This window comes from Pseudomonas sp. LB3P25 (assembly GCF_054897985.1).
The window spans coordinates 1677904-1702133 of the sequence record NZ_CM142711.1 but is presented as its reverse complement, the minus strand read 5'-3'; the positions used below and the strand labels follow the sequence as shown (position 1 = coordinate 1702133).

Sequence of the window (24230 nt, the reverse complement as noted above, 5' to 3'; positions counted from 1 at the left end):
TTCGCGAGCAGGCTCGCTCCCACAAGTTTTAAGCGATCCTGTGGGAGCGAGCCTGCTCGCGAATGAGGCGACTCGGTCTTAAGCCTGGTCGAGCGCCACACCCGCACCGACAAGGCCGGAATACGGCGCCGTCACCAGCCACACCGGGATGCCTTTGAAGTAATCGCTCATGCAGCCTTTGTCGGCAAAGCACCGGGAAAAGCCGCTTTCGATGAAGAAATCGGCGAACCGCGGAATCACTCCGCCCACGATGTACACGCCACCACGCCCGCCCGTGGTCAGCACGTTGTTGCCGGCCACACGACCCAGCCAGCAGCAGAACTGCTCAAGCACTTCCAGGGCAATCGGATCGCCCGCCAGACCGGCCGCAGTAATCGACTCGGGGGAATCCAGTACGGGTTCATGACCGTCCACCGCACAAATCGCCCGATAAACCCGAGGCAAGCCGCTGCCGCTCAACGCCGTTTCAGCGCTGACATGCCCGATCTCATTGAAGATGTGCTGCCACAACTGAGTTTCCCGTGGGCTGCTCAGCGGCAAATCGACGTGACCGCCCTCCCCCGGCAACGCGGCGAAACGACCTTCACCGAGATCCAGCAACGTGCCAACGCCCAGGCCAGTCCCCGGACCGATCACCACCGCCGGCCGCAACGGTTCCGGCGTGCCTTCGCAGACCACCCGAAACTCGTCCGGCTGCAAACGGGTCATGCCCAGCGCCATGGCCGAGAAGTCGTTGACCAGCAACAGTTGATCCACCTGCAAGGTCTGGCAGAAACCCTTGCGGCTCAGCCGCCAGTGATTGTTGGTGAACTTGAATTCATCGCCGCTCACGGGACCGGCCACCGACAGGCACACCGAACCGATCGAACCTGGCGCCAGGCCAAGCCCGCTCAGGTAGAGGGCAATCGCCTCTTCCGGGCTGGCGTGGTCGGCCGTTGCCAGCACCTGGATCGATTCCAGCTGCTGGTTTTTCCACAACGCGAAACGTGCGTTGGTCCCACCGATATCACCGACCAAAGCCAGTTTCAATTAAGCGTCTCCAGGGCAGAAGTAAAGGCGCTGGCGCCCTGCTCCGCCGAGCTGAAGGCCATGCGCATAAAACCAAACAGTTCGCGACCGCTGCCGATGTTATTGCCCAACAGGCCTTTGGCAGGTTCGCGCGCTGCGAATTCGTCGGCGTCCACCTTAAGCTCCAGGGTGCCTTTGACGCCATCGACGCGGATGATATCGCCCTCTTGGACGCGCGCCAAAGCGCCGCCCACATACGCTTCAGGACTGACGTGAATCGCCGCCGGGATTTTCCCCGACGCACCGGACATGCGCCCGTCGGTGACCAGCGCGACTTTGAACCCGCGATCCTGCAGCACGCCGAGGAACGGCGTCATCTTGTGCAGCTCCGGCATGCCGTTGGAACGCGGGCCCTGGAAGCGCATCACCGCGACGAAATCCTTTTCCAGCAAACCGGCCTTGAATGCATCGGCCAGATCCTGCTGATCCTGGAACACCATGGCCGGTGCTTCGACGACCTGGTTTTCCAACGCGACGGCGGAAACCTTCATCACACCACGCCCGAGATTGCCTTCCATAACCCGCAAGCCGCCCTCTGGCGAGAACGCACGAGCGACCGGACGCAGGATGGTTTCGTCGAGGCTTTCGATCGGGCCTTCGCGCCAGACCAGTTCGCCGTTTTCGAGGAACGGTTCCATGGTGTAGCGGCTCAAGCCGTGGCCCAGCACCGTGTTGACGTTTTCGTGCAGCAGCCCGGCTTCCAGCAGTTCGCGGATCAGGAACGACATGCCGCCCGCGGCCTGGAAGTGGTTGATGTCGGCTTTGCCGTTCGGGTAGACGTGGCTGAGGGTCGGCACCACCTCAGAGAGGTCGGCCATGTCCTGCCAGGTCAATTGAATGCCCGCCGCCATGGCGATCGCCGGCATGTGCAGCGTGTGGTTGGTCGAGCCGCCGGTGGCGTGCAACGCGACAATCGAGTTGACCAGCGAACGTTCGTCGACGATTTCGCCGATCGGCATGAAGTCGCCGCTCTGTTTGGTCAGACGTGTGACTTGATGCGCCGCTTCGCGGGTCAGGGCATCACGCAACGGGGTGTTCGGGTTGACGAAAGAGGCGCCCGGCAAGTGCAGGCCCATGACTTCCATCAACAACTGGTTGGTGTTGGCGGTGCCGTAAAAGGTGCAGGTACCGGGGCTGTGGTAGGACTTCATCTCCGATTCCAGCAGCTCTTCACGGCTGGCCTTGCCTTCCGCGTAGCGTTGGCGCACGTCGGCTTTCTGCTTGTTGGAAATGCCCGAGACCATCGGTCCGCCCGGGACGAAGATCGTCGGCAGATGACCGAAACGCAGCGCGCCCATCATCAGGCCCGGGACGATCTTGTCGCAGATGCCGAGCATCAGCGCGCCGTCGAACATGTTGTGGGACAGCGCCACGGCGGTGGACAGCGCAATCACTTCGCGGCTCGGCAGGCTCAGCTCCATGCCCGGCTCGCCCTGGGTCACGCCATCGCACATGGCCGGGGTGCCACCGGCGAACTGGCCGACGGAGCCGATTTCACGCAGGGCTTTTTTGATCTGTTCAGGAAAGACTTCGTACGGCTGATGCGCCGAGAGCATGTCGTTATAGGACGAAACAATCGCAATGTTCGCGGAGTTCATCATCCGCAGACTGTTCTTGTCGTCGGTGCCGCAACCGGCCACGCCGTGGGCGAAGTTGGCGCATTGCAGCTTGCCGCGCATGGGACCGTCGCTGGCAGCACCACGAATCAGTGCAAGGTAAGCCTCACGCGTGGCGCGGCTGCGGGCGATAAGCCGTTCGGTGACCTCAAGGACGCGGGGATGCATGTTTAGAACTCCAGGCTAACGGATGTGGCGACCTGATTGTCTATGCTGAACAAGAGCCGTTGTCGATGGGATGACAGACGGTTTTCTTGATCGGTCGGACCAGTTGATTCAGGTCACTCGTTGTAGATTGAACAAAATATTGCCATTAAAAAGGCTTGTTTTCTATTTTTATGCGAATAATCTTGTAATTCCAACAACAAAACGACGGCGGCCCTGTTAAATGACTCTTCGAATCGCAATCAATGGTTTTGGCCGAATTGGCCGTAACGTCCTGCGCGCACTGTATACCCAAGGTTATCGCCAGGATCTGCAGATCGTTGCCATCAATGACCTGGGCGACAGCGCGATGAACGCTCATCTGCTCAAGTACGACACTGTTCACGGCACGTTCGACGCCGATGTGCAGCACGATCTGGAAAGCCTGACTGTCAACGGCGACCGTATTTCTGTCAGCGCCATTCGCAACCCGGCCGAACTGCCTTGGGCTGCCGAGAAGATCGACGTCGTATTCGAATGCACCGGTTTGTTCACCGACCGCGACAAAGCCGCCGCGCATATTACGGCCGGCGCACGCAAAGTGATCATCTCGGCCCCGGCCAAAGGCGCCGACGCCACTGTGGTGTATGGCGTTAACCACGACATTCTGCGCCAATCGCACCAGATTATTTCCAACGCGTCGTGCACCACCAACTGCCTGGCCCCGGTGGCCCAGGTGTTGCACCGCGAGCTGGGTATCGAAAGCGGTCTGATGACCACTATTCACGCCTACACCAACGATCAGCACCTGACCGATGTCTATCATGTCGACCCGTATCGTGCGCGTTCGGCCACCCAGAACATGATCCCGAGCAAAACCGGCGCGGCTGAAGCGGTCGGTCTGGTGCTGCCGGAACTGGCGGGCAAACTGACCGGCATGTCAGTGCGCGTGCCGGTGATCAACGTGTCGCTGGTGGACCTGACCGTGCAACTCAAACGCGAAGCGTCGGCCGATGAGGTGAACGCGCTGCTGAAGGAAGCCAGCCAGCACTCGAAGATTCTCGGTTACAACACCCTGCCGCTGGTCTCCAGCGACTTCAACCACAACCCGCTGTCGTCGATCTTTGACGCCAACCACACCAAGTCCAGCGGCAAGCTGCTCAAGGTGCTGGCCTGGTACGACAACGAATGGGGTTTCTCCAACCGCATGCTCGATAACTGCCTGGCGCTCTGCAACGCCGAATAAGCCACGCCTCACTCTGTGTTGACGCGACTTCATTACGTGTCGACGCACGGACATGTAGGAGCTGCCGAAGGCGGCGATCTTTTGATCTTGATCTTCATTGGCCTCATGGCAGCCAAGATCAAAAGATCGCCGCCTTCGGCAGCTCCTATCCGGTGTTTGCAAAGCCGAATAAAGCGTCACGCCATGTCGGTGTATGACGCCGGGAGCAGCAACCGATGATCGGTATCAGCTTTACGCAAAAGACCCTGGCAGCGCGCAAGCGTATTGCCTTGGTCGCCCATGACCACTGCAAGGTGTTTTTGCTGGACTGGGCCGAGCGGCAGAAAGACAGGCTGGCACAGCATGAACTGGTCGCCACCGGCACCACCGGGTTGTTGTTGCAACAACGCCTGGATTTGCCAGTGGAGAGCATGATCAGCGGTCCGTTGGGTGGCGACCAGCAACTCGGTGCGCGAATCGCCGAGCAGCGGGTCGACATGTTGGTGTTCTTCTGGGACCCGTTCGAACCACAGCCGCACGACCCGGACATCAAGGCGTTATTGCGCGTCGCGGCGGTTTGGAACATCCCGGTGGCCTGCAACGAATGCAGCGCCGACTACCTGCTCAGCAGCCCGATGATGGAGCAGGCGCACGAACATCGGATCCCCGATTACGCGACCTATCTGTTGGGCCGCGCCTAAAGCTTCAGCCTGTTGCTGGAACAGGCTTATGCCAGCCCCCCCCGAAGCTTGCCTGACTAAATGCGCCCTCCTGTGGGCGCTTGCTCCTGCAGGAGGACTTGCCGGTCGAGTCTCCTGCCTCACCCTGCCACGCGGCCGGGATCGTTGCCGACAATTTCCCGAATTTCTGTCCTTTTCAGGGCATTTTCCTGCGCAAACGTTCACCTCCTACCATTCGTCGGCTTCGCGTTCATGCAACCTGCGCCCACGCCGATGTGCATTAAATGGCGCTGAATGGACTTGGCGAACCGGGTCGATCCCGACTCACAGCCAACACCTCATCCATTCGCGAGTTCGTCCTATGTTCGACTCTCTCTCCATCCGCCTGAAAATCGTCCTGCTGTCCGGTCTGTGCCTGCTGGGCGTGGTCGTCTTGATCGTCGGCATGAACATCTACCAGACCGATCAGAACGATGAACTGGTCAGTGCCTCCAGCAGCAAGATGCTCACCGCCAGCGTGCAGAACCTGCTCCAGGCCAAAGCCGCCGAGCAAGCGGTGCGGGTGCAGAAGACCTTCGGCGAAAGTCTGCTGGTGGTGACCGCCCTGGCCGATCAGATCAAGGACATGCGCAACATGGCGAGCAAGCGCTCCCTTGAAGCCGGTGCCCTGCGTGAAGAGTTGAACCAGAGCCTGAAAACCGCCTTCGAGCGCAACAGCAAAGTACTCGGTGTCTGGCTGGCATTCGAACCCAATGGCCTGGACGGCAAGGACAGCGAATTCGCCAACGATGCGGCTCGCCAGTCCAACGAAGCCGGTCGTTTCGCCAGCTACTGGAGCCGTGCCGGCGGTATCGGGATCAACACGATCATGGTCGAAGACGACATGACCAAAACCACCTTGAGCCTCAGCGGCACACCCTATAACAGCTGGTACACCTGCCCTCGCGACAGCAAACGTACCTGCCTGCTGGACCCGTATGCCGACACCGTCGCTGGCAAGGAAATGCTGATGACCACCATTTCCGTACCGCTGCTGGTGGATGGCAAATCCATCGGTGTGGTCGGTGTGGACATTGCCCTCGACGCGCTGCAAGCGGCGGCTGTCGACTCCCAACGTGACCTGTTCAACAGCGCCGGGCACATGTTGATTGTCTCCGGCAGCGGCGTACTCGCCGGTTACAGCGTGGACGCGAGCAAGGTCGGCAAAAGCATCGGCGACACCCTGGGCGCGGACGGCAAGGACGTCCTGCAACTGCTCAGCGCTGGCACGCCGAAGATTCTCGAACAGGGCGACCTGATCCGCGCGGTGTACCCGGTCAGTCCGATTGCCGAGTCCAAAGCCTGGGGCGTGGTGATCGACCTGCCGAAACACGTGTTGCTGGCCGACTCGGTGAAGTTGCAAGCCGTACTCGATGACGCCCAGCAAAGCGGCACCCTCAAAGCCGTTTTGGTGGCGGTGATTGCCGGCCTGGTCGGACTGTTGCTGATCTGGCTCACGGCCTCCGGTGTGACCCGGCCGATCAACAGCGTGGCCGAGAAGCTCAAGGCGATTGCCAGCGGCGACGGCGACCTGACTCAACGTCTGCACTACAGCAAGAAAGACGAACTGGGCGAACTGGTGAGCTGGTTCAACCGCTTCCTCGACAAGCTGCAACCCACCATCGCGCAGATCAAACAAAGCATCACCGATGCGCGCGGCACCGCCGATCAGTCTTCGGAAATCGCCCGCCAGACCAGCGAAGGCATGCAGGTGCAGTTCCGCGAAATCGACCAGGTCGCCACCGCGTCCAACGAAATGAGCGCCACCGCCCACGACGTCGCCAACAGTGCCTCTAGCGCGGCGAATGCGGCCAAGGGCGCCGACCAGTCGGCCCGCGACGGCATGCAGATCATTGAACGCAGCACCCGCGACATCAATCAACTGGCCGACGAAGTCAGCAAGGCGGTGACGGAAGTCGAAGCATTGGCGGTCAACAGCGAGCAGATCGGTTCGGTGCTGGAAGTGATCCGCAGCATCGCCGAACAAACCAACCTGCTGGCGCTCAACGCGGCGATTGAAGCGGCGCGTGCCGGCGAGAGCGGGCGCGGATTTGCGGTGGTCGCCGATGAAGTGCGCAACCTGGCCAAACGCACCCAGGATTCGGTGGAAGAAATCCGCATTGTCATCGAACGCATCCAGACCGGCACTCGCGGCGTGGTTGCTACCATGCATTCGAGCCAGACCCAGGCCCACAGCAACGCCGGGCAGATCCAGCAAGCCGTCCAGGCCTTGAGCAAAATCAGCGACGCGGTGACGGTCATCAGCGACATGAACCTGCAAATCGCCAGCGCCGCCGAACAGCAAAGCGCCGTGGCCGAAGAGGTCAACCGCAACGTCTCGGCGATCCGCACAGTCACCGAAACCCTGACCGGCCAGGCCACTGAATCGGCGCAGATCAGCAGCCATCTCAATTCGTTGACCTCCCACCAGATGAAATTGATGGATCAGTTTCGGGTGTAACCCTCAAAAGATCGTCCGAACGCGGCCCGAACCTTCGGCAGCTCCTACACCGATCCCTGTAGGACCTGCCGAAGGCTGCGATCTTTTGATCTTTTGATCTATGCTGCCCTCTCTCCCGGAGGGCCTTCGATGACTGATTTACTCACGTCCATTCAAGCCGCACTCGGCTTGCCTCACACGCCGATTCCATTCACGTCGAGCGGCGCCCTGCCCTCGGCGTTTGCCGTCACCGACCTGGCGTGCGCCAGCATTGCCGCTGCCGGCCAGGCTGTCAGCGAATGGCTGCAGCAACAAACCGGTCGCTTACCCAGCCTTGAGGTCGACCGCCGCCTGGCCTCTTTCTGGTTTGCCACTTCGATCCGCCCGGTCGGCTGGAGCGTCCCGCCGTTATGGGACCCGGTCGCCGGTGACTACGCCACAAAGGATGGCTGGATCCGTCTGCACACCAACGCGCCCCACCACCGCGCCGCTGCCGAAACCGTTCTGGGCACCTGTGCCGACCGTGCAGCAATGGCGAGCAAGGTTGCTCAATGGGCCAAAAGCGATCTGGAGCTGGCCGTGGTCGAGGCCGGTGGCTGCGCCGCCGAGATGCGTAGCTGGGCGCAATGGCAGGCGCATCCCCAAGGTCAGGCCGTGAACGCCGAACCGCTGATTCAGTTTGCTGACAACAGCCGCCAGAACGCGAAACCATGGCAAGGCTCGGTGGCGCAACCGCTGGCCGGGATCAAGGTGCTGGATTTGACCCGAGTACTCGCCGGCCCGATCGCCAGCCGATTCCTGGCAGGCCTCGGCGCCGACGTTTTGCGAATCGACCCACCGACCTGGAACGAACCGGGCGTGGTGCCGGAAGTCACCCTGGGCAAACGCTGCGCACGCCTGGACCTGCACGACAAGACTGATCGCGCAGTGTTCGAAAGCCTGCTCAAGGACGCCGACATTCTGCTCCACGGCTACCGCGCCGATGCACTGGAACGCCTGGGTTACGGCGTCGCCGAACGCCAGAAACTGGCGCCCGGCCTGATCGACGTCAGCCTCAATGCTTACGGTTGGAGCGGCCCGTGGCAGAACCGCCGCGGCTTCGACAGCCTGGTGCAAATGAGCAGCGGGATCGCCGATGCCGGCATGCAGTGGAAACGCGCAGACAAGCCGACGCCATTGCCCTTGCAAGCGCTCGATCACGCCACCGGGTATTTGATGGCGGCCAGTGCAATTAGATTGTTGGGGCGAGGGGGATCGGCGCGGTTGTCGTTGGCGCGTACGGCGAAGTTGTTGATTGAAAACGGTCCGGGGACAGATGAGCCGTTGCGGGCGGAGGATGACAACGATCAAGGGCTGTTGGTTGAGCAGACGCCCTGGGGACCGGCGCATCGGTTGCAGGTGCCACTGAAGATGACGGGGACGCCGCTGCAATGGACGCGTCCGGCTTCTGAGTTGGGCGCGCATCGTGCGCAGTGGGCTTGAGAGGGTGTTCGACTTGAGATCCACCCCCTCACCCCAGCCCTCCCGAAACGTCGGACCGCCCCATAGGGGAGAGGGGGAAAGGGGGCCGATCTTCATGCTTTTCAAACCTGAGTTCGGCTCGGTAATTCAGGTCGCAGAATTTCTACGAATCACCTCGGTCAGTCCCCTCTACCCCCTGGGGAGAGGGTTAGGGTGAGGGGGTGGATCTCAAGCCGAACACCTCAATCACCCCGACTCAAAGAAGCCCAAAGCACCTGCGCCGCATAGCCTCGATAAGGTCTCCAGGCTTCAGCTCGCTGCAACACCTGCCGAGCCGTCACCGCCTCACCTTCTAGCGCCGCCAGCGCATTGATCAACCCCACATCCCCGCTCGGAAACGCATCCAGATCGCGCAACTGCCGCAAGGCAATGTATTGCGCCGTCCAGTCACCAATCCCGTGCAACGCCAGTAGCCGCGCAACGCCGCCCTCACGATCCGGCTCAAACAGTAAAGGATCATCGAGCAATACCTGAGCCACACCCGACAGGGTCCGACCACGGCTTTTCGGCATCCCCAACGTTGCCAGATCCACTGACGCCAAAACGGCGGCCGAAGGAAACACATGGGTCACGCCGGGCAGCGATGAAGCCAGCGGCTCGCCATACCGCGCCACCAGTTTCCCCGCCAATTTAATCGCCGCGCCCACGCTAATCTGCTGCCCCAACACCGCACGAATCGCCAACTCCAGGCCATCCCACGCCCCCGGCACCCGCAACCCCGGACGTTCGGCAATCAACCGCGCCATCAAGGGATCAACCGCCAGCTGCCGATGAATCGTTGCCAGGTCCGCATCCAGATCAAACATCCGCCGCAGCCGAACGATGATCTCTGGCACCGCCGTTGAATCAGGAAAATCCAGCGTCACTTCAAGTGCATCCGTCGCTGCGGGCTTGATCGAAAGCGCGCCATGAACACCGTTCAACCCGATGCTGCGCGAGTAAATGCCCTCAACCACCGCTTCCATTCCAGCTATCGCCCGCGCCGACAAGAACCCCAGCATCGCCGACCAGTCATAGGGCGCGGGGTATTCCAGCAGCACCTTCATAACGCCTCCAATTGCCGATGAGCCCACGCTGGCCAGGATGAACCAAGTTCGCCCGACAGACTGGAAAAGTCGCGGTGATCGGTCCACTCTCGGACACGGCGACACCCGGATAAGCTATCAATAAAAGAAACTCCGAGGGCAGGCCTGAGGTCTGCCCTGATTCAATGCCTTTTTGAAGGAGAGACGCTAAATGGCTATGTTCGAGCCCGGTCACCTGCATATCGAGCGCCATGCGCTGAACAAGGATGATTACAGTTACAGCCTGAGCATCGACTATGAAGTCAGTCAGGACCCCAAAGAAGGCGAAGGTATGCTCTTCAAGATGCATGGCACAGTTGGGGACAAGGAGTTGAAGGAAGAATTCTTCCTGGCCAAAGATCAGGCATTCGACTTCGCCCGGCATGCCACGCGCATCGCACAGAAGTACGGGATGCCCAAAGAGGCCAGTATCGGCTCGGTACACAAGGAGTATGACGCCATGTTTGAAGATGTGCGGGCGCAGCTCCACGTCAAATCCGGCGACCCGGTCAAACCCGAGCATCTGGATCGAATCTGAAGGCCACCCCCTCACCCTAACCCTCTCCCCGAGGGGCGAGGGGCGAGGGGACTGACCGAGTTGCTCTTTCGAATTGCATCGACCTGAGATATCGAGTCGAACTCAGATTTTGAAAGCGACAGATATCTGCCCCCTTTCCCCCTCTCCCCACTGGGGAGAGGGCTGGGGTGAGGGGTGGCTTTTGAATCCACCATAAATCTCAAGATTTCACCCCAGCCCTCCTCCAAGGCATACTTGCCACCCTCTCCGCACTCCAGACCCCAAAAACGCCCCATGCGTATCCACGTCAGCTTCATCGACCGCGTCGGCATTACCCAGGAAGTCCTGGCCCTGCTCGGTGGGCGCAATCTCAATCTGGATGCGGTGGAAATGGTCCCGCCCAACGTCTACATCGACGCCCCGACCCTGAGCCCGGAAGTCCTCGAAGAGCTGCGCGATGCGTTGTTCAGCGTGCGCGGCGTGCAAGCGGTGACGGTGGTCGACATTCTTCCCGGCCAGCGTCGGCACCTGCAGCTTGATGCGTTGCTCGCGGCCATGACCGACCCGGTCCTGGCGCTGGACAGTGCCGGCAAGGTGCTGTTGGCCAACCCGGCACTGATTGCCTTGTACGGTCGCGAGCCTGACGGCGAAAGCATCGCCGACCTGTTCGCCGACCCGGCATTGCTCGAAGCCTTGCTGGAAAACGGCTTCCGCCTGCCGCTGCGGGAAGTCACCGTTAACGGCCAGACGTTGCTGCTGGACGCCACACCGATTACCGACGCCGGCGCCCTGCTGACCCTGTATCAACCGAACCGTATCGGCGAACGCCTCTCGGCGCTGCACCACGACCATGCCGAAGGTTTCGATGCGCTGCTCGGGGAGTCTCCGGCGATTCGGACGCTCAAGGCCCGCGCCCAGCGCGTTGCGGCCCTCGATGCGCCGTTGCTGATCCAGGGCGAAACCGGCACCGGCAAAGAACTGGTGGCGCGTGCCTGCCACGCCATCAGCGCTCGGCACAGTTCGCCATTTTTGGCGCTGAACTGCGCGGCATTGCCGGAGAACCTCGCCGAAAGCGAACTGTTCGGCTACGCCCCCGGCGCCTTTACCGGCGCGCAACGGGGCGGCAAACCGGGGCTGATGGAACTGGCCAACCAGGGCACGGTGTTTCTCGATGAGATCGGCGAGATGTCGCCGTATTTGCAGGCGAAATTGCTGCGCTTCTTGAACGATGGCAGCTTCCGCCGGGTGGGTGGGGATCGTGAGGTGAAGGTCAATGTGCGGATCCTCAGCGCCACGCACCGCGACCTGGAAAAAATGGTCAGCGAAGGTTCGTTCCGCGAAGACCTCTTCTATCGCCTCAACGTGCTGAACGTCGAAGTCCCGCCCCTGCGCGAACGCGGCCAGGACATCCTGCTGCTGGCCCGCTACTTCATGCAGCAGGCCTGCGCGCAGATCCAGCGCCCGGTCTGTCGCCTGGCGCCGGGCACTTATCCGGCGCTGCTGGGCAATCGCTGGCCGGGCAATGTGCGGCAATTGCAGAACGTGATCTTCCGCGCCGCTGCAATTTGCGAAAGCAGTCTGGTGGACATCGGCGACCTCGACATCGCCGGCACCTCCGTGGCGCGCCAGAGCGATAGCGAGGTCGACAGCCTCGAACAGGCCATGGAAGAGTTCGAGAAAACCCTGCTGGAAAAGCTCTACGTCAGCTACCCCTCGACCCGCCAACTGGCCAGCCGCCTGCAAACCTCCCACACCGCGATTGCCCATCGGTTGCGTAAGTACGGGATTCCCAACAAGCCGTAAGGCTGGAAATACGATCTCGTTACCGACACAAAACCACTTGTGGGAGCGAGCCTGCTCGCGATAGCGGTGTGTCAGTCGATATTGATGTCGACGGACACACCGCTATCGCGAGCAGGCTCGCTCCCACAAGTTTTGCGTCTGAAAACGACCTCCATCTGTACTGAAAGCGCTACAGTGGAACGATATCGCTACACCCTCTCCTGATCACCGCTGTGCAAGGCTTTGATCCACCTCAGCTTTTTTCTTCAGCCCCTGATGTAGCGATTTCGCTACAGCCAGGTCATTTCAGCCTTCTGTAAAACCAACTAACTCATTGATTTCTAAGTGATAAAAAACATTGGCCGCAATTTTGCTAAGTAACCACTCATAAATCAGGGCATTGCCCCAGCATTCAATCGCGTCCACCAGACAAGTCTGGCCCCCTTAGGAGTTTCCATGAGCGAGTTGCGTTTTACTGAAGATCACGAATGGCTGCGCACCGAAGCTGACGGCACCGTCACAGTCGGCATCACCGCTTTTGCGCAGAACGCACTGGGCGACGTGGTTTTCGTACAACTGCCTGAGCTGCAGTCCTACGACAAAGGCGCTGAAGCCGCCACCGTGGAATCGGTAAAAGCCGCCAGCGGCGTGTACATGCCACTCGACGGCGAAGTGCTGGAAGTGAACCCGGCGCTGGACAGCAGCCCTGAACTGGTCAACGAAGATCCGCTGGGCGAAGGCTGGTTCTTCCGCTTCCAGCCAACCGATACCTCGGCTGTCGGCCAACTGCTGGATCAAGACGCTTACGACCGTCTGATCAAAGCCAACGCTGAAGCCTGAGGAGCGCTGACATGACTCAAATTAATCTCGGCACCGCCAACGAATTCATCGCGCGCCACATCGGCCCGCGTGCCGGCGATGAGCAAGCCATGCTCAACAGCCTGGGCTTTGATTCCCTGGAAGCCCTGAGCGCCAGCGTCATTCCCGACAGCATCAAGGGCACCAGCGTTCTCGGCCTGGAAGACGGCCTGAGTGAAGCGGATGCCCTGGCGCTGATCAAATCCATCGCCGGCAAAAACCAGCTGTTCAAGACCTACATCGGTCAGGGCTACTACGGCACTCACACGCCATCGCCAATCCTGCGCAACCTGCTGGAAAACCCGGCCTGGTACACCGCTTACACCCCGTACCAACCAGAAATTTCCCAAGGTCGTCTCGAAGCGCTGCTGAACTTCCAGACCCTGATCAGCGACCTGACCGGCCTGCCGATCGCCAACGCCTCGCTGCTCGACGAAGCCACCGCTGCTGCCGAAGCCATGACCTTCTGCAAACGCCTGAGCAAGAACAAAGGCAGCCACGCCTTCTTCGCCTCGGCTCATTGCCACCCACAGACCCTCGACGTGCTGCGCACCCGTGCCGAGCCGTTGGGCATCGACGTGGTAGTCGGCGACGAACGCGAATTGACTGACGTGACGCCGTTCTTCGGCGCGCTGCTGCAATACCCGGCCAGCAATGGTGACGTGTTCGACTACCGCGAACTGACCGAGCGCTTCCACGCGGCGAATGCGCTGGTCGCGGTCGCCGCTGACCTGCTGGCCCTGACCGTGCTGACTCCGCCGGGCGAGTTCGGCGCCGACGTGGCCATCGGCAGCGCTCAACGCTTTGGCGTACCGCTGGGCTTCGGCGGTCCGCACGCGGCCTACTTCTCCACCCGTGATGCGTTCAAGCGCGACATGCCGGGTCGTCTGGTCGGCGTTTCCGTGGACCGTTTCGGCAAGCCGGCCCTGCGCCTGGCCATGCAGACCCGCGAGCAACATATCCGCCGCGAGAAAGCCACCAGCAACATCTGCACCGCCCAAGTGCTGCTGGCCAACATCGCCAGCATGTACGCCGTGTACCACGGCCCGAAAGGCCTGACGCAGATCGCCAACCGCGTGCATCACCTGACCGCGATCCTCGCCAAAGGCTTGAGCGCATTGGGCCTGAGCGTCGAGCAAGAAAACTTCTTCGACACCCTGACGATCAAGACCGGCGCTAACACCGCCAAGCTGCACGACAAGGCTCACGCCCAGCAGATCAACCTGCGCGTCGTGGATGCCGAACGCCTGGGTCTGTCCCTCGACGAAACCACCTCGCAAGCTGACGTGGAAACCCTGTGGGCGCTGCTGGCCGACGGCAAAACCCTGCCGGACTTCGCCGCCCTCGCCGCTTCGGTTCAAGCGACCATTCCAGCGGCACTGGTGCGCCAGTCACCGATCCTCAGCCACCCGGTGTTCAACCGTTATCACTCGGAAACCGAGTTGATGCGCTACCTGCGCAAGCTCGCCGACAAGGACCTGGCGCTGGACCGCACCATGATCCCGCTGGGCTCCTGCACCATGAAACTCAACGCCGCCAGCGAAATGATCCCGGTGACCTGGGCCGAATTCGGTGCTCTGCACCCGTTCGCCCCGGCCGAGCAAAGCGCCGGTTATCAGCAACTGACCGACGAGCTGGAAGCGATGCTCTGCGCCGCAACCGGGTACGACGCGATCTCGCTGCAACCGAACGCCGGTTCGCAAGGTGAATACGCCGGCCTGCTCGCGATTCGCGCCTATCACCAGAGCCGTGGCGAAGACCGTCGCGACATCTGCCTGATCCCGTCCTCGGCCCACGGCACCAACCCGGCCACCGCCAACATGGCCGGCATGCGCGTGGTCGTGACCGCCTGCGATGCCCGCGGCAACGTCGACATCGAAGACCTGCGCGCCAAGGCCATCGAGCACCGCGAACACCTCGCCGCGCTGATGATCACCTATCCGTCGACCCACGGCGTGTTCGAAGAAGGCATCCGCGAAATCTGCGGGATCATTCATGACAACGGCGGCCAGGTGTACATCGACGGCGCCAACATGAACGCCATGGTCGGTCTCTGTGCGCCGGGCAAGTTCGGCGGCGACGTGTCGCACCTGAACCTGCACAAAACCTTCTGCATTCCACACGGCGGTGGCGGCCCGGGCGTCGGCCCGATTGGCGTCAAGTCGCACCTGACCCCATTCCTGCCAGGCCACGCGCAGATGGAGCGCAAGGAAGGCGCGGTCTGCGCCGCACCGTTCGGCAGCGCGAGCATTTTGCCGATCACCTGGATGTACATTCGGATGATGGGTGGCGCCGGTCTGAAGCGTGCGTCGCAATTGGCGATCCTCAATGCCAACTACATTTCCCGTCGCCTCGAAGAGCACTACCCGGTGCTGTACACCGGCAGCAACGGCCTGGTGGCGCACGAATGCATCCTCGATTTGCGTCCGCTGAAAGACAGCAGCGGCATCAGCGTCGATGACGTCGCCAAGCGCCTGATCGACTTCGGCTTCCACGCCCCGACCATGTCGTTCCCGGTCGCCGGCACCTTGATGATCGAGCCGACCGAAAGCGAATCCAAGGAAGAACTGGACCGCTTCTGCGACGCCATGATCCGCATCCGCGAAGAAATCCGCGCGGTGGAAAACGGCACGCTGGACAAGGACGACAACCCGCTGAAAAACGCGCCGCACACCGCAGCGGAAATCGTCGGCGAGTGGACGCACCCGTACAGCCGTGAGCAAGCGGTGTATCCGGTTGCGTCGCTGATCGAAGGCAAGTACTGGCCACCGGTCGGTCGGGTCGACAACGTGTTTGGCGACCGCAACCTGATCTGCGCTTGCCCGTCGATCGAAAGCTACGCTTAAAACAGTGTGGGGCGGTTAATCCGCCCCACTCAAGAACACCGCATATTCCATTGTGGGAGCGAGCCTGCTCGCGAAAGCAGTGTGTCAGGCAACATTGATGGCGACTGATCCACCGCTTTCGCGAGCAGGCTCGCTCCCACAGGGGATCTGCGCCCAGCACCAGATTCCGCCATTCCTATAACAAGAAACCGGAGAACAACCATGTCTTTAAGCGTGTTCGACCTGTTCAAGATTGGCATCGGCCCCTCCAGCTCCCACACCGTCGGCCCGATGCGTGCTGCGGCACGTTTCGCCGAAGGTTTGCGCCGTGAAGGGCTGCTGACTGCAACCACCTGCGTCAAAGTCGAGCTCTACGGATCACTCGGCGCCACTGGTAAAGGCCACGGCAGCGACAAGGCTGTGTTGCTGGGCCTGGAAGGCGAACACCCGGATACCGTGAACACCGAAACCGTCGCCGCCCGTCTGCAAGAGATTCGTGGCAGCGGTCGATTGAACCTGCTCGGCGAACACAGCATTGCGTTCAACGAGAAAGAACATTTGGCGATGATCCGCAAACCCTTGGCCTATCACCCCAACGGCATGATCTTTCGCGCCTTCGACGCTGCCGGCCTGCAAATCCGCAGCCGCGAGTACTATTCGGTCGGCGGTGGTTTTGTGGTCGATGAAGACGCCGCCGGCGCCGACCGCATCGTCGAAGACGCCACACCACTGACCTTCCCGTTCAAAAGCGCCAAGGACTTGCTCGGTCACTGTGCCACCTACGGCTTGTCCATCAGCCAGGTGATGCTGACCAACGAAAGTGCCTGGCGCCCGGAAGCGGAAACCCGTGCCGGTCTGCTGAAAATCTGGCAAGTGATGCAGGACTGCGTCGCTGCCGGTTGCCGCAATGAAGGCATCCTGCCCGGCGGTTTGAAGGTCAAGCGCCGTGCGGCCGCGCTGCATCGGCAACTGTGCAAGAACCCGGAATCGTCCCTGCGAGATCCGCTGTCGGTGCTGGACTGGGTCAACCTCTACGCACTGGCGGTCAACGAAGAAAACGCCAACGGCGGGCGCGTGGTGACTGCGCCTACGAACGGCGCGGCAGGGATCGTTCCCGCTGTTTTGCATTACTACATGCGCTTCATCCCAGGGGCCAACGAAGACGGCGTCGTGCGTTTTCTGCTGACCGCGGCCGCGATCGGCATTCTCTATAAAGAAAACGCCTCGATCTCCGGCGCTGAAGTCGGCTGTCAGGGTGAGGTCGGCGTGGCGTGCTCCATGGCGGCCGGTGCCCTGTGCGAAGTCCTCGGCGGCACCGTGCAGCAAGTGGAAAACGCCGCGGAAATCGGCATGGAACACAACCTCGGTCTGACCTGCGACCCGATTGGCGGGCTAGTGCAAGTGCCTTGTATCGAGCGCAACGCCATGGGCTCGGTCAAGGCCATCAATGCGGTGCGCATGGCCCTGCGCGGCGACGGTCAACACTTCGTCTCCCTCGACAAGGTCATCCGCACCATGCGCCAGACCGGTGCCGACATGAAAAGCAAATACAAGGAAACCGCCCGTGGCGGTTTGGCGGTCAACATTATCGAGTGCTGATGCTCACGCGCATTTGCACACTTTTTCAGGAGCTGAATATGTCCACCGAACAACTGTCGAAAACCCCGCTGCACGCACTGCATATCGAACTCGGCGCCCGCATGGTGCCGTTTGCCGGCTACGACATGCCGGTGCAATACCCGCTCGGCGTGATGAAAGAACACCAGCACACCCGTGATCAGGCCGGGCTGTTCGATGTCTCGCACATGGGCCAGATCCGCCTGACCGGCGCCAATGCCGCCAAGGCGCTGGAAACCCTGGTGCCGGTGGACATCATCGACCTGCCGGTGGGCATGCAGCGCTACGCGATGTTCACCAATGAGACCGGCGGCATCCTCGACGACCTGATGGTTGCCAACCTGGGTAACGACGAACTGTTCCTGGTGGTCAACGCCGCCTGCAAGGACCAAGACCTGGCGCATCTGCGCAAGCACATCGGCGACCAGTGCACGATCGAGCCGCTGTTTGAAGAACGCGCGCTGCTGGCGCTGCAAGGTCCGGCCGCCGTCACCGTGCTCGCGCGCCTGGCGCCTGAAGTCGCGAAGATGACCTTCATGCAGTTCGCCCGCGTGAAACTGTTGGGCGTGGACTGCTTTGTCAGCCGTTCGGGCTATACCGGTGAAGACGGTTACGAAATCTCCGTGCCGGCCGCCAACGCCGAAGCCCTGGCTCGCGCCCTGCTGGCCGAACCTGAAGTGGCGGCCATCGGTCTTGGCGCTCGCGACTCACTGCGCCTGGAAGCCGGTCTGTGCCTCTACGGCCACGACATGAACACCGAGACCACCCCGATCGAAGCAAGCCTGCTGTGGGCCATCTCCAAGCCTCGTCGCGCTGATGGCGCACGTGCCGGCGGCTTCCCTGGCGCTGAAACCGTGTTCGGACAGCAACAAGCCGGTGTCAGCCGCAAGCGCGTTGGTCTGTTGCCTCAGGAACGCACGCCGGTGCGCGAAGGTGCCGAGATCGTCAATGAAGCAGGTGACATCATTGGTGCGGTTTGCAGTGGCGGCTTCGGTCCGACTTTGGGCGGCCCTTTGGCGATGGGTTACGTCGACAGCGCTTACATCGCTCTCGATACGCCGGTATGGGCGATTGTTCGTGGGAAAAAGGTGCCTTTGCTTGTAAGCAAAATGCCATTTGTTCCACAACGCTACTACCGCGGTTGATTGACTGTTTCTATAAGTAACGCGGTTGCGTTAACAGCGCACTAATGTGTAACGCAACCGCCATAAAACAGTGCGTCACTTTCCCTGCAAGCTTCGTTTATGAACGTTGCTTATAACGATCGAAAACAATTGAACACGACGATCGCATAAGCCGGCACTAGTTACGAAAGAAACGCCCCGACGCGAGTAAATCCGGGCCCTCCACAGGGCTTGTTTTTTCTCCCGTAGTTGGCGTAGAGTTTGTTCACTGTGTTTGCATGGGTCGCTTGGAATCGTGACCTGGGCAGTAGCCTACAAGTTAGCTACATCCCGTTCGACGTCTTCTTACTCTCCTGCAACCAGCCCCAGTACTCTTTCACAAGAAGGAGGCTGTCACTAATTTTTGCGTCAAAGGAAATAAGAAATGTCCCAACGTCAGAGCGGTACCGTCAAGTGGTTTAACGACGAGAAAGGTTTTGGTTTTATCACTCCAGAAAGCGGTCCGGATCTGTTCGTGCATTTCCGCGCTATTCAGGGCAACGGCTTCAAGAGCCTGAAAGAAGGCCAGAAAGTGACGTTCGTTGCTGTGCAAGGCCAGAAAGGCATGCAGGCTGACGAAGTACAAGCAGAAGCCTGATCTTCTGTTACGAAAAAGCCCCTGATGCTGACATCAGGGGCTTTTTTGTGCGCGTAAATCCGTAAAATGGCTTCTTTTTTCCGTCAAGAGGCTGCCATGTCGAAACACCTGCTCAAACCCCAGGGCGACTTTCCCGCCGTGAGCCTGGGTCGTCGCCTGGCAGCGATGTTCTATGACTTCTTGCTGTGCACCGCCCTCCTGATCGTCACCAGCGGCATTTATAAGATGATCCAGATGGCGGTCATCGGCGAAGAAAAAATGCGCAGCCTGACCGAGGCCGGCGCACTGGATGGCGATCCATTGCTGTCGACGGTGCTGGTTTTCGTGCTGTTCGGTTTCTTCGCCAAATTCTGGACCTGGTCCGGCCAGACCCTGGGCATGCAGGTCTGGTGCATACGCGTGCAAAACGCCGACGGTTCATCCATCAGTCTGTGGCAGGCGTTGCTGCGCTTTGTGGTGTCGATCGCGTCCTGGCTGTGTGTCGGACTGGGTTTCTTCTGGTCCCTGTTCGACAAACAGAAACGCAGCTGGCATGACATCTACTCCAATACCCAGCTCGTGCGGATACCAAAGAAAACCAAATAGTTGCGGAGAGCAAAAATCACTGTGGGAGCGAGCCTGCTCGCGAAGGCGGTGTACCAGCAACATTAATGTCGACAGGCACTCCCTCTTCGCGAGCAGGCTCGCTCCCACAGTTTTTGAGACTTGGCTGACAGCTAAGCGTTGCCGGCCAATTTCATCCGCGCTGCCTGCGTGAAGTCGAGCATGCGCTTGAGCGGGCGAATCGCCTGAGGAATCAGCGCGGGATCGACAAAGATCTCGTTAGTCCCCTCCTTCAAGCTCTTCAGCGTGCGCTCAAGGGTATTCATCGCCATCCATGGGCAATGTGCGCAACTACGGCATGTTGCGCCGTTACCGGCCGTTGGCGCTTCGATGAAGACCTTGTCCGGGCACAGCTGCTGCATCTTGTAGAAGATGCCGCGATCGGTGGCGACGATAAAGGTCTTGTTTGGCAGGCTCTGCGCTGCCGCAATCAACTGACTGGTGGAGCCGACGGCATCTGCCAACTCGATCACCGACGTCGGCGACTCCGGATGCACCAGAATCGCCGCGTCCGGGTACAGCACCTTCATGTCTTCAAGTTGTTTGGACTTGAACTCTTCGTGAACGATACAGGCACCGTCCCACAGCAGCATGTCCGCCCCGGTCTGGCGCTGGATGTAGGTGCCCAGGTGTTTGTCCGGGCCCCAAATGATGGTTTCGCCGTTATCCATCAGGCTTTCGACGATCTCCAGCGCGCAGCTTGAAGTCACCACCCAATCTGCCCGGGCTTTGACCGCCGCCGACGTGTTGGCATACACCACCACGGTGCGCTCCGGGTGCTGATCACAGAACGCCGAGAACTCGTCCACCGGGCAACCCAGGTCCAGCGAGCAGGTCGCTTCCAGGGTCGGCATCAGGATGCGCTTTTCAGGGTTGAGGATTTTGGCGGTCTCGCCCATGAACTTCACACCGGCGACCACAACGGTCTTGGCCGGGTGAGCGCTACCGAAGCGGGCCATCTCCAGCGAGTCGGAGACGCAACCACCGGTTTCTTCGGCCAGGGCCTGAATCACCGGATCGCAATAGAAGTGAGCAACCAGCACCGCGTCCTGAGCCTTGAGCTCGGCAGCGATGGCGGCACGGTAATAGGCCTCTTCCTCGACAGTCAGCGGCTTGGGCTGCTTGGCGTCGAGGTGGGCTTGAACCAGAAGGCGTTCGGAAATCTGCGTCATGTTCGCAAGACCTGCAGGCGCTTTCGCGCGAAAGTCGAGTATACACCCGGCTCCGGACCCTTCAGGGTACCGCCGGGAGAGTGAGTATTCATCAGGCACGGATAGCGTTGAAGTGGCGCAAGGCTACAGAATATCCCGTGGATGCAAAAGATGATTCTGACCTGCGTCACGGGTTGCAGCCCGGAACTGGGCGAGCCCAAATCGCAGGCAAAAAAAAATCCGGAAATCCTCACTTGCGTGGGCCTTCCAGACTTTTAAAACTGCTACAAAAATGGTGGGTCGTGTGGGATTCGAACCTACGACCAATTGGTTAAAAGCCAACTGCTCTACCAACTGAGCTAACGACCCGCTGTGTGGTGGCGCGTATAATACTGATTTTTAAGGACTATTCAACACCTAATTTGAAATAAATCAAAAATACGGTGTTGGGTCGCTGATTCCGGCTGCCGCAAAGCCTTCTGCACGCAGGCGGCAGCTGTCGCATTTGCCGCATGCACGACCATTATCGTCGGCCTGATAGCAGGAAACAGTCAGCCCGTAATCAACACCCAGCTTCACGCCTGCCTGGACAATTTGCGCTTTGCTCAGGTTCTGCAGTGGCGCCTGAATACGGAAGCCATTGCCTTCTACACCGGCCTTCGTTGCCAGATTGGCCATGCGCTCGAAAGCTTCGACGAACTCGGGACGGCAATCCGGGTAACCGGAGTAGTCCACCGCGTTCACGCCGATAAAGATGTCACGCGCACCGAGCACTTCAGCCCAACCCAGCGCCAAAGACAGGAACACCGTGTTGCGCGCTGGCACGTAAGTTACCGGGATGCCTTCACTCGGCGACTCCGGCACGTCGATGCTGCTGTCGGTCAGCGCCGAACCGCCGATGCCGTTCAGGTCAAGACCGATCACCTTGTGCTCGACCACACCGAGATCCCGCGCAACGCGCTCGGCGGCATGCAGTTCGGCACGATGGCGCTGGCCGTAATCGAAGCTCATGGTGTAGCAGCTGTAACCTTCAGCACGAGCCATCGCCACGACGGTCGCCGAGTCCAGGCCGCCGGACAGCAGGATGACCGCACGTTTTTCGACAGTGTTCAGTTGTTCAGTCATTTCAGCGCCCCGGCTCGTCATTCCAAAGATATTTATGCAATTGCAATTGCAGACGCACTGGCAGGTTGTCCGCCACCACCCAGTCAGCCAGGTCCCGAGCGTTCAGGTCATGGTGACTGGGCGAAAACAGAACTTCGCCGGCACGCTGATCCAGACCGTACTGAATCAGCTTGGACACGGCCCAGTCGTAGTCTTCCCGCGAGCAGATGACAAACTTCACCTGATCGTTGCGCGTGAGCAGTTCGATGTTCTCGTAGCGGTTGCGGTGGACTTCTTTCGAACCCGGGGTTTTCAGGTCGACGACACGACTGACCCGTGGATCGACCGCCGAGATATCCAAGGCACCGCTGGTTTCCAGCGACACTTCGTAACCAGCGTCACACAACTGCTTGAGCAATGGGACTGCGTTGGGTTGTGCCAGCGGCTCGCCGCCGGTGACACAGACGTAACGCGGACGAAAACCGGCCACTTGCTCCAGGATGTCGTCGAGCGTGCGAAGGGTGCCGCCCGTGAACGCGTAGGCGCTGTCGCAGTATTGGCAACGCAATGGGCAACCGGTCAGGCGCACAAAAACAGTGGGCAGCCCGGCAGTCCGCGTTTCACCCTGCAACGAGTAGAAAACTTCGGTGATTCTCAATGTGTCTTGCATAGTCGCCACGGGCATAACAGCTAAACAGGCTGTCCGCCTCCGTCAGGCACTTCAAGGAACCCCGCCACCGCGCAGATCCCAAAAAGCGTGTTTCATAAAAAGGGCGTGAATTCTAACGAAAAAACCCGCGACAAGCGCGGGTTTCTTCGAAACAGGTCAAGCAGCCTTACATTTTCTGCAGATCACGCTGAGCCAGCTGAGCAGCGGAAGTGCCCGGGTATTGCGACACAACCTGTTGCAGAATGCCTTTGACCTTGTCGGTGTGACCGAGGCGGCGTTCTACATCAGCCAGCTTGTACAGCGAATCAGGCACTTTAGGGTGCTTTGGGTACAGCTGCGAAACCTTGGCAAATGCCTGACCTGCCCCTTGCAGATCGCCTTTGGCCAGGTTCACTTCGCCCAACCAGTACTGAGCATTGCCCGCGTACTGGCTGTTCGGGTACTTGCGCAGGAATGCGGTAAAAGCCTGGCTGGCCTTGTCGAAATCCTTGGCTTTGATCAGGTCGAAGGCTGCATCGTAATACAGTTTTTCCTTCGCCGGATCAGCCGGTTCGCTGCCCGCGGCAGGTGCTTGAGCGGCTGCCGCTCCGGCACCTGCGCCTGCTGCTGCACCGGGGGCATTCAAATTGCCACCGGTGGAAGAATTATCAGGAGTCGCGGCTGGTGCAACGCCGGTTCCCATGCGCCGATCAAGATCCTGATATCGCTCCAGGTTCTCTTGCTTCATGCGCGCTACATCATTTTGCAGAACTTCGATGATGCCTTGTTGGCGCGAGATCTGCTCCTGCATCGATTGCAGTTGGTTGAACAGCTCGCCCTGTGCCGAGACAGGGGCCGAAACCCCTCCCCCGGCATAGGCGCCGTTCGTACCGTAACCCGCAGGCGGATAACTACTCCTGCTATTGTTATAGCCGGAGTTGTCCTCGACCACAGGAACCGCAGCCCACACCGCAAGCGGTGCGAGGCTGAGAGCCAAAACAGTTACAGCACGACGGCACGTTCGCATGACGAATTACTTACGCAGTTCGACGCGACGGTTTTGAGCCCAGGACTGCTCGTCGTTGCCGGTAGCAACTGGACGCTCTTCGCCGTAGGAAACCAGTTCCAGCTGAGCTGGGGAAACACCTTGCAGTACCAGGTAACGCTGAACGGCTTTCGCACGACGCTCGCCCAGTGCCATGTTGTACTCACGAGTACCACGTTCGTCGGTGTTGCCTTCCAGAACAACGCGAGCGCCGTTTGCTTTCAGGTCTTTGGCGTGAACGTCCAGAGCGCGCATGGCTTCTGGCTTCAAGTCCGAGCTGTCGTATTCGAAGTAGAAAGTGGTGATTGCGCGCAGAGCAGCTTCTTCGCTCAGGGAGCCGTCAACTGCACCAGTGTTTGCGCCGTAACCAGCGTTTGGATCTACAGCGCCTTCACCGGCATTGTCGCCGCCTTTGGACGAGCAACCTACAGCTACAGCCATGGCCAGAGCCAGCGCAGCAAATTTACCAAACTTCAGCATTTCCATCGTGAAACTCCTAATGAACCCCAGTGTGTTAAGTA

Annotated in this window: 20 protein-coding genes, 1 tRNA gene and 1 pseudogene; 13 read left to right on the top strand and 9 right to left on the bottom strand. The window is 60.2% G+C overall.

The features are described from left to right. Positions 1 to 78 precede the first annotated feature (78 nt). Positions 79 to 1029: a glucokinase gene (locus ACYZTW_RS07380; RefSeq protein WP_462004336.1), complete on the bottom strand. Its 951-nt coding sequence runs from the start codon at positions 1027 to 1029 to the stop codon at positions 79 to 81. Continuing rightward, positions 1026 to 2852: a phosphogluconate dehydratase gene (gene edd, locus ACYZTW_RS07375; RefSeq protein ID WP_046049478.1), complete on the bottom strand. Its 1827-nt coding sequence runs from the start codon at positions 2850 to 2852 to the stop codon at positions 1026 to 1028. The genes ACYZTW_RS07380 and edd overlap by 4 nt, the downstream gene beginning before the upstream one ends. A gap of 220 nt (positions 2853 to 3072) precedes the next feature. Between edd and gap the strand changes: the two genes are divergently transcribed. The 5 genes and pseudogenes from gap (at position 3073) to ACYZTW_RS07350 (ending at position 8694) form a co-directional block, all read left to right on the top strand. After that, complete coding sequence (gap, locus tag ACYZTW_RS07370) at positions 3073 to 4074, top strand: type I glyceraldehyde-3-phosphate dehydrogenase (RefSeq protein ID WP_140676771.1); 1002 nt, start codon at positions 3073 to 3075, stop codon at positions 4072 to 4074. Positions 4075 to 4289: 215 nt separating this feature from the next. Then, on the top strand, positions 4290 to 4754 hold the full coding sequence (locus ACYZTW_RS07365; RefSeq protein WP_462004335.1) for a methylglyoxal synthase: 465 nt from the start codon (positions 4290 to 4292) through the stop codon (positions 4752 to 4754). A 28-nt stretch (positions 4755 to 4782) separates the two neighbouring features. Continuing rightward, a pseudogene (locus ACYZTW_RS07360) lies at positions 4783 to 6375 on the top strand (methyl-accepting chemotaxis protein); the annotation flags it as partial. Positions 6376 to 6477: 102 nt separating this feature from the next. Beyond that, positions 6478 to 7233: a methyl-accepting chemotaxis protein gene (locus ACYZTW_RS07355; RefSeq protein WP_462005717.1), complete on the top strand. Its 756-nt coding sequence runs from the start codon at positions 6478 to 6480 to the stop codon at positions 7231 to 7233. Between the two features lie 129 nt (positions 7234 to 7362). Beyond that, positions 7363 to 8694, top strand: a complete 1332-nt coding sequence (locus tag ACYZTW_RS07350) for a CoA transferase (RefSeq protein ID WP_462004334.1) — start codon at positions 7363 to 7365, stop codon at positions 8692 to 8694. A gap of 221 nt (positions 8695 to 8915) precedes the next feature. On the opposite strand, the gene ACYZTW_RS07345 is transcribed toward ACYZTW_RS07350, so the two are convergent. Next, positions 8916 to 9779 (bottom strand): DNA-3-methyladenine glycosylase family protein, encoded by an 864-nt coding sequence (locus ACYZTW_RS07345; protein ID WP_462004333.1) that lies wholly within the window; start codon positions 9777 to 9779, stop codon positions 8916 to 8918. Positions 9780 to 9969: 190 nt separating this feature from the next. Here ACYZTW_RS07345 and ACYZTW_RS07340 point away from each other — a divergent pair, with 190 nt between their 5' ends. From ACYZTW_RS07340 to ACYZTW_RS07305, 8 genes are all read left to right on the top strand, one after another. After that, the gene (locus ACYZTW_RS07340; RefSeq protein ID WP_462004332.1) at positions 9970 to 10335 is read left to right on the top strand and encodes a DUF5064 family protein; all 366 of its coding nucleotides are present in this window, start codon (positions 9970 to 9972) and stop codon (positions 10333 to 10335) included. Between the two features lie 273 nt (positions 10336 to 10608). Further along, a complete protein-coding gene (locus tag ACYZTW_RS07335; protein WP_462004331.1) occupies positions 10609 to 12117 on the top strand; it encodes a sigma-54-dependent transcriptional regulator in 1509 nt (502 codons plus the stop codon). A 435-nt stretch (positions 12118 to 12552) separates the two neighbouring features. Beyond that, the gene (gcvH, locus tag ACYZTW_RS07330) at positions 12553 to 12936 is read left to right on the top strand and encodes a glycine cleavage system protein GcvH (protein WP_462004330.1); all 384 of its coding nucleotides are present in this window, start codon (positions 12553 to 12555) and stop codon (positions 12934 to 12936) included. 11 nt (positions 12937 to 12947) lie between these two features. Continuing rightward, entirely contained in the window at positions 12948 to 15800 is a 2853-nt protein-coding gene (gcvP, locus tag ACYZTW_RS07325; RefSeq protein WP_462004329.1) for an aminomethyl-transferring glycine dehydrogenase, read from the top strand. Positions 15801 to 16001: 201 nt separating this feature from the next. Further along, positions 16002 to 17378 (top strand): L-serine ammonia-lyase, encoded by a 1377-nt coding sequence (locus ACYZTW_RS07320; protein WP_462004328.1) that lies wholly within the window; start codon positions 16002 to 16004, stop codon positions 17376 to 17378. Positions 17379 to 17416: 38 nt separating this feature from the next. After that, positions 17417 to 18541: a glycine cleavage system aminomethyltransferase GcvT gene (gene gcvT / locus ACYZTW_RS07315; protein WP_462004327.1), complete on the top strand. Its 1125-nt coding sequence runs from the start codon at positions 17417 to 17419 to the stop codon at positions 18539 to 18541. A 403-nt stretch (positions 18542 to 18944) separates the two neighbouring features. Further along, positions 18945 to 19157, top strand: coding sequence for a cold-shock protein (locus tag ACYZTW_RS07310; RefSeq protein WP_003175786.1), 213 nt, complete (start codon positions 18945 to 18947; stop codon positions 19155 to 19157). A gap of 96 nt (positions 19158 to 19253) precedes the next feature. Continuing rightward, positions 19254 to 19742 carry an RDD family protein gene (locus ACYZTW_RS07305; protein ID WP_462004326.1) on the top strand — a complete coding sequence of 163 codons (489 nt, stop codon included), beginning with the start codon at positions 19254 to 19256 and terminating at the stop codon, positions 19740 to 19742. A gap of 131 nt (positions 19743 to 19873) precedes the next feature. On the opposite strand, the gene nadA is transcribed toward ACYZTW_RS07305, so the two are convergent. The 6 genes from nadA to pal all read right to left on the bottom strand — a co-directional run bounded on the left by nadA (position 19874) and on the right by pal (position 24195). Beyond that, a complete protein-coding gene (gene nadA, locus ACYZTW_RS07300) occupies positions 19874 to 20932 on the bottom strand; it encodes a quinolinate synthase NadA (protein ID WP_462004325.1) in 1059 nt (352 codons plus the stop codon). Between the two features lie 272 nt (positions 20933 to 21204). Next, a tRNA-Lys gene (locus ACYZTW_RS07295) sits at positions 21205 to 21280 on the bottom strand. 63 nt (positions 21281 to 21343) lie between these two features. After that, a complete protein-coding gene (gene queC, locus ACYZTW_RS07290) occupies positions 21344 to 22036 on the bottom strand; it encodes a 7-cyano-7-deazaguanine synthase QueC (protein WP_462004324.1) in 693 nt (230 codons plus the stop codon). A 1-nt stretch (position 22037) separates the two neighbouring features. After that, a complete protein-coding gene (gene queE, locus ACYZTW_RS07285) occupies positions 22038 to 22685 on the bottom strand; it encodes a 7-carboxy-7-deazaguanine synthase QueE (RefSeq protein WP_462004323.1) in 648 nt (215 codons plus the stop codon). Between the two features lie 166 nt (positions 22686 to 22851). Further along, positions 22852 to 23691, bottom strand: coding sequence for a tol-pal system protein YbgF (gene ybgF, locus ACYZTW_RS07280; protein ID WP_462004322.1), 840 nt, complete (start codon positions 23689 to 23691; stop codon positions 22852 to 22854). A 6-nt stretch (positions 23692 to 23697) separates the two neighbouring features. Further along, the gene (gene pal, locus ACYZTW_RS07275; RefSeq protein ID WP_003178634.1) at positions 23698 to 24195 is read right to left on the bottom strand and encodes a peptidoglycan-associated lipoprotein Pal; all 498 of its coding nucleotides are present in this window, start codon (positions 24193 to 24195) and stop codon (positions 23698 to 23700) included. Positions 24196 to 24230: the final 35 nt, after the last annotated feature.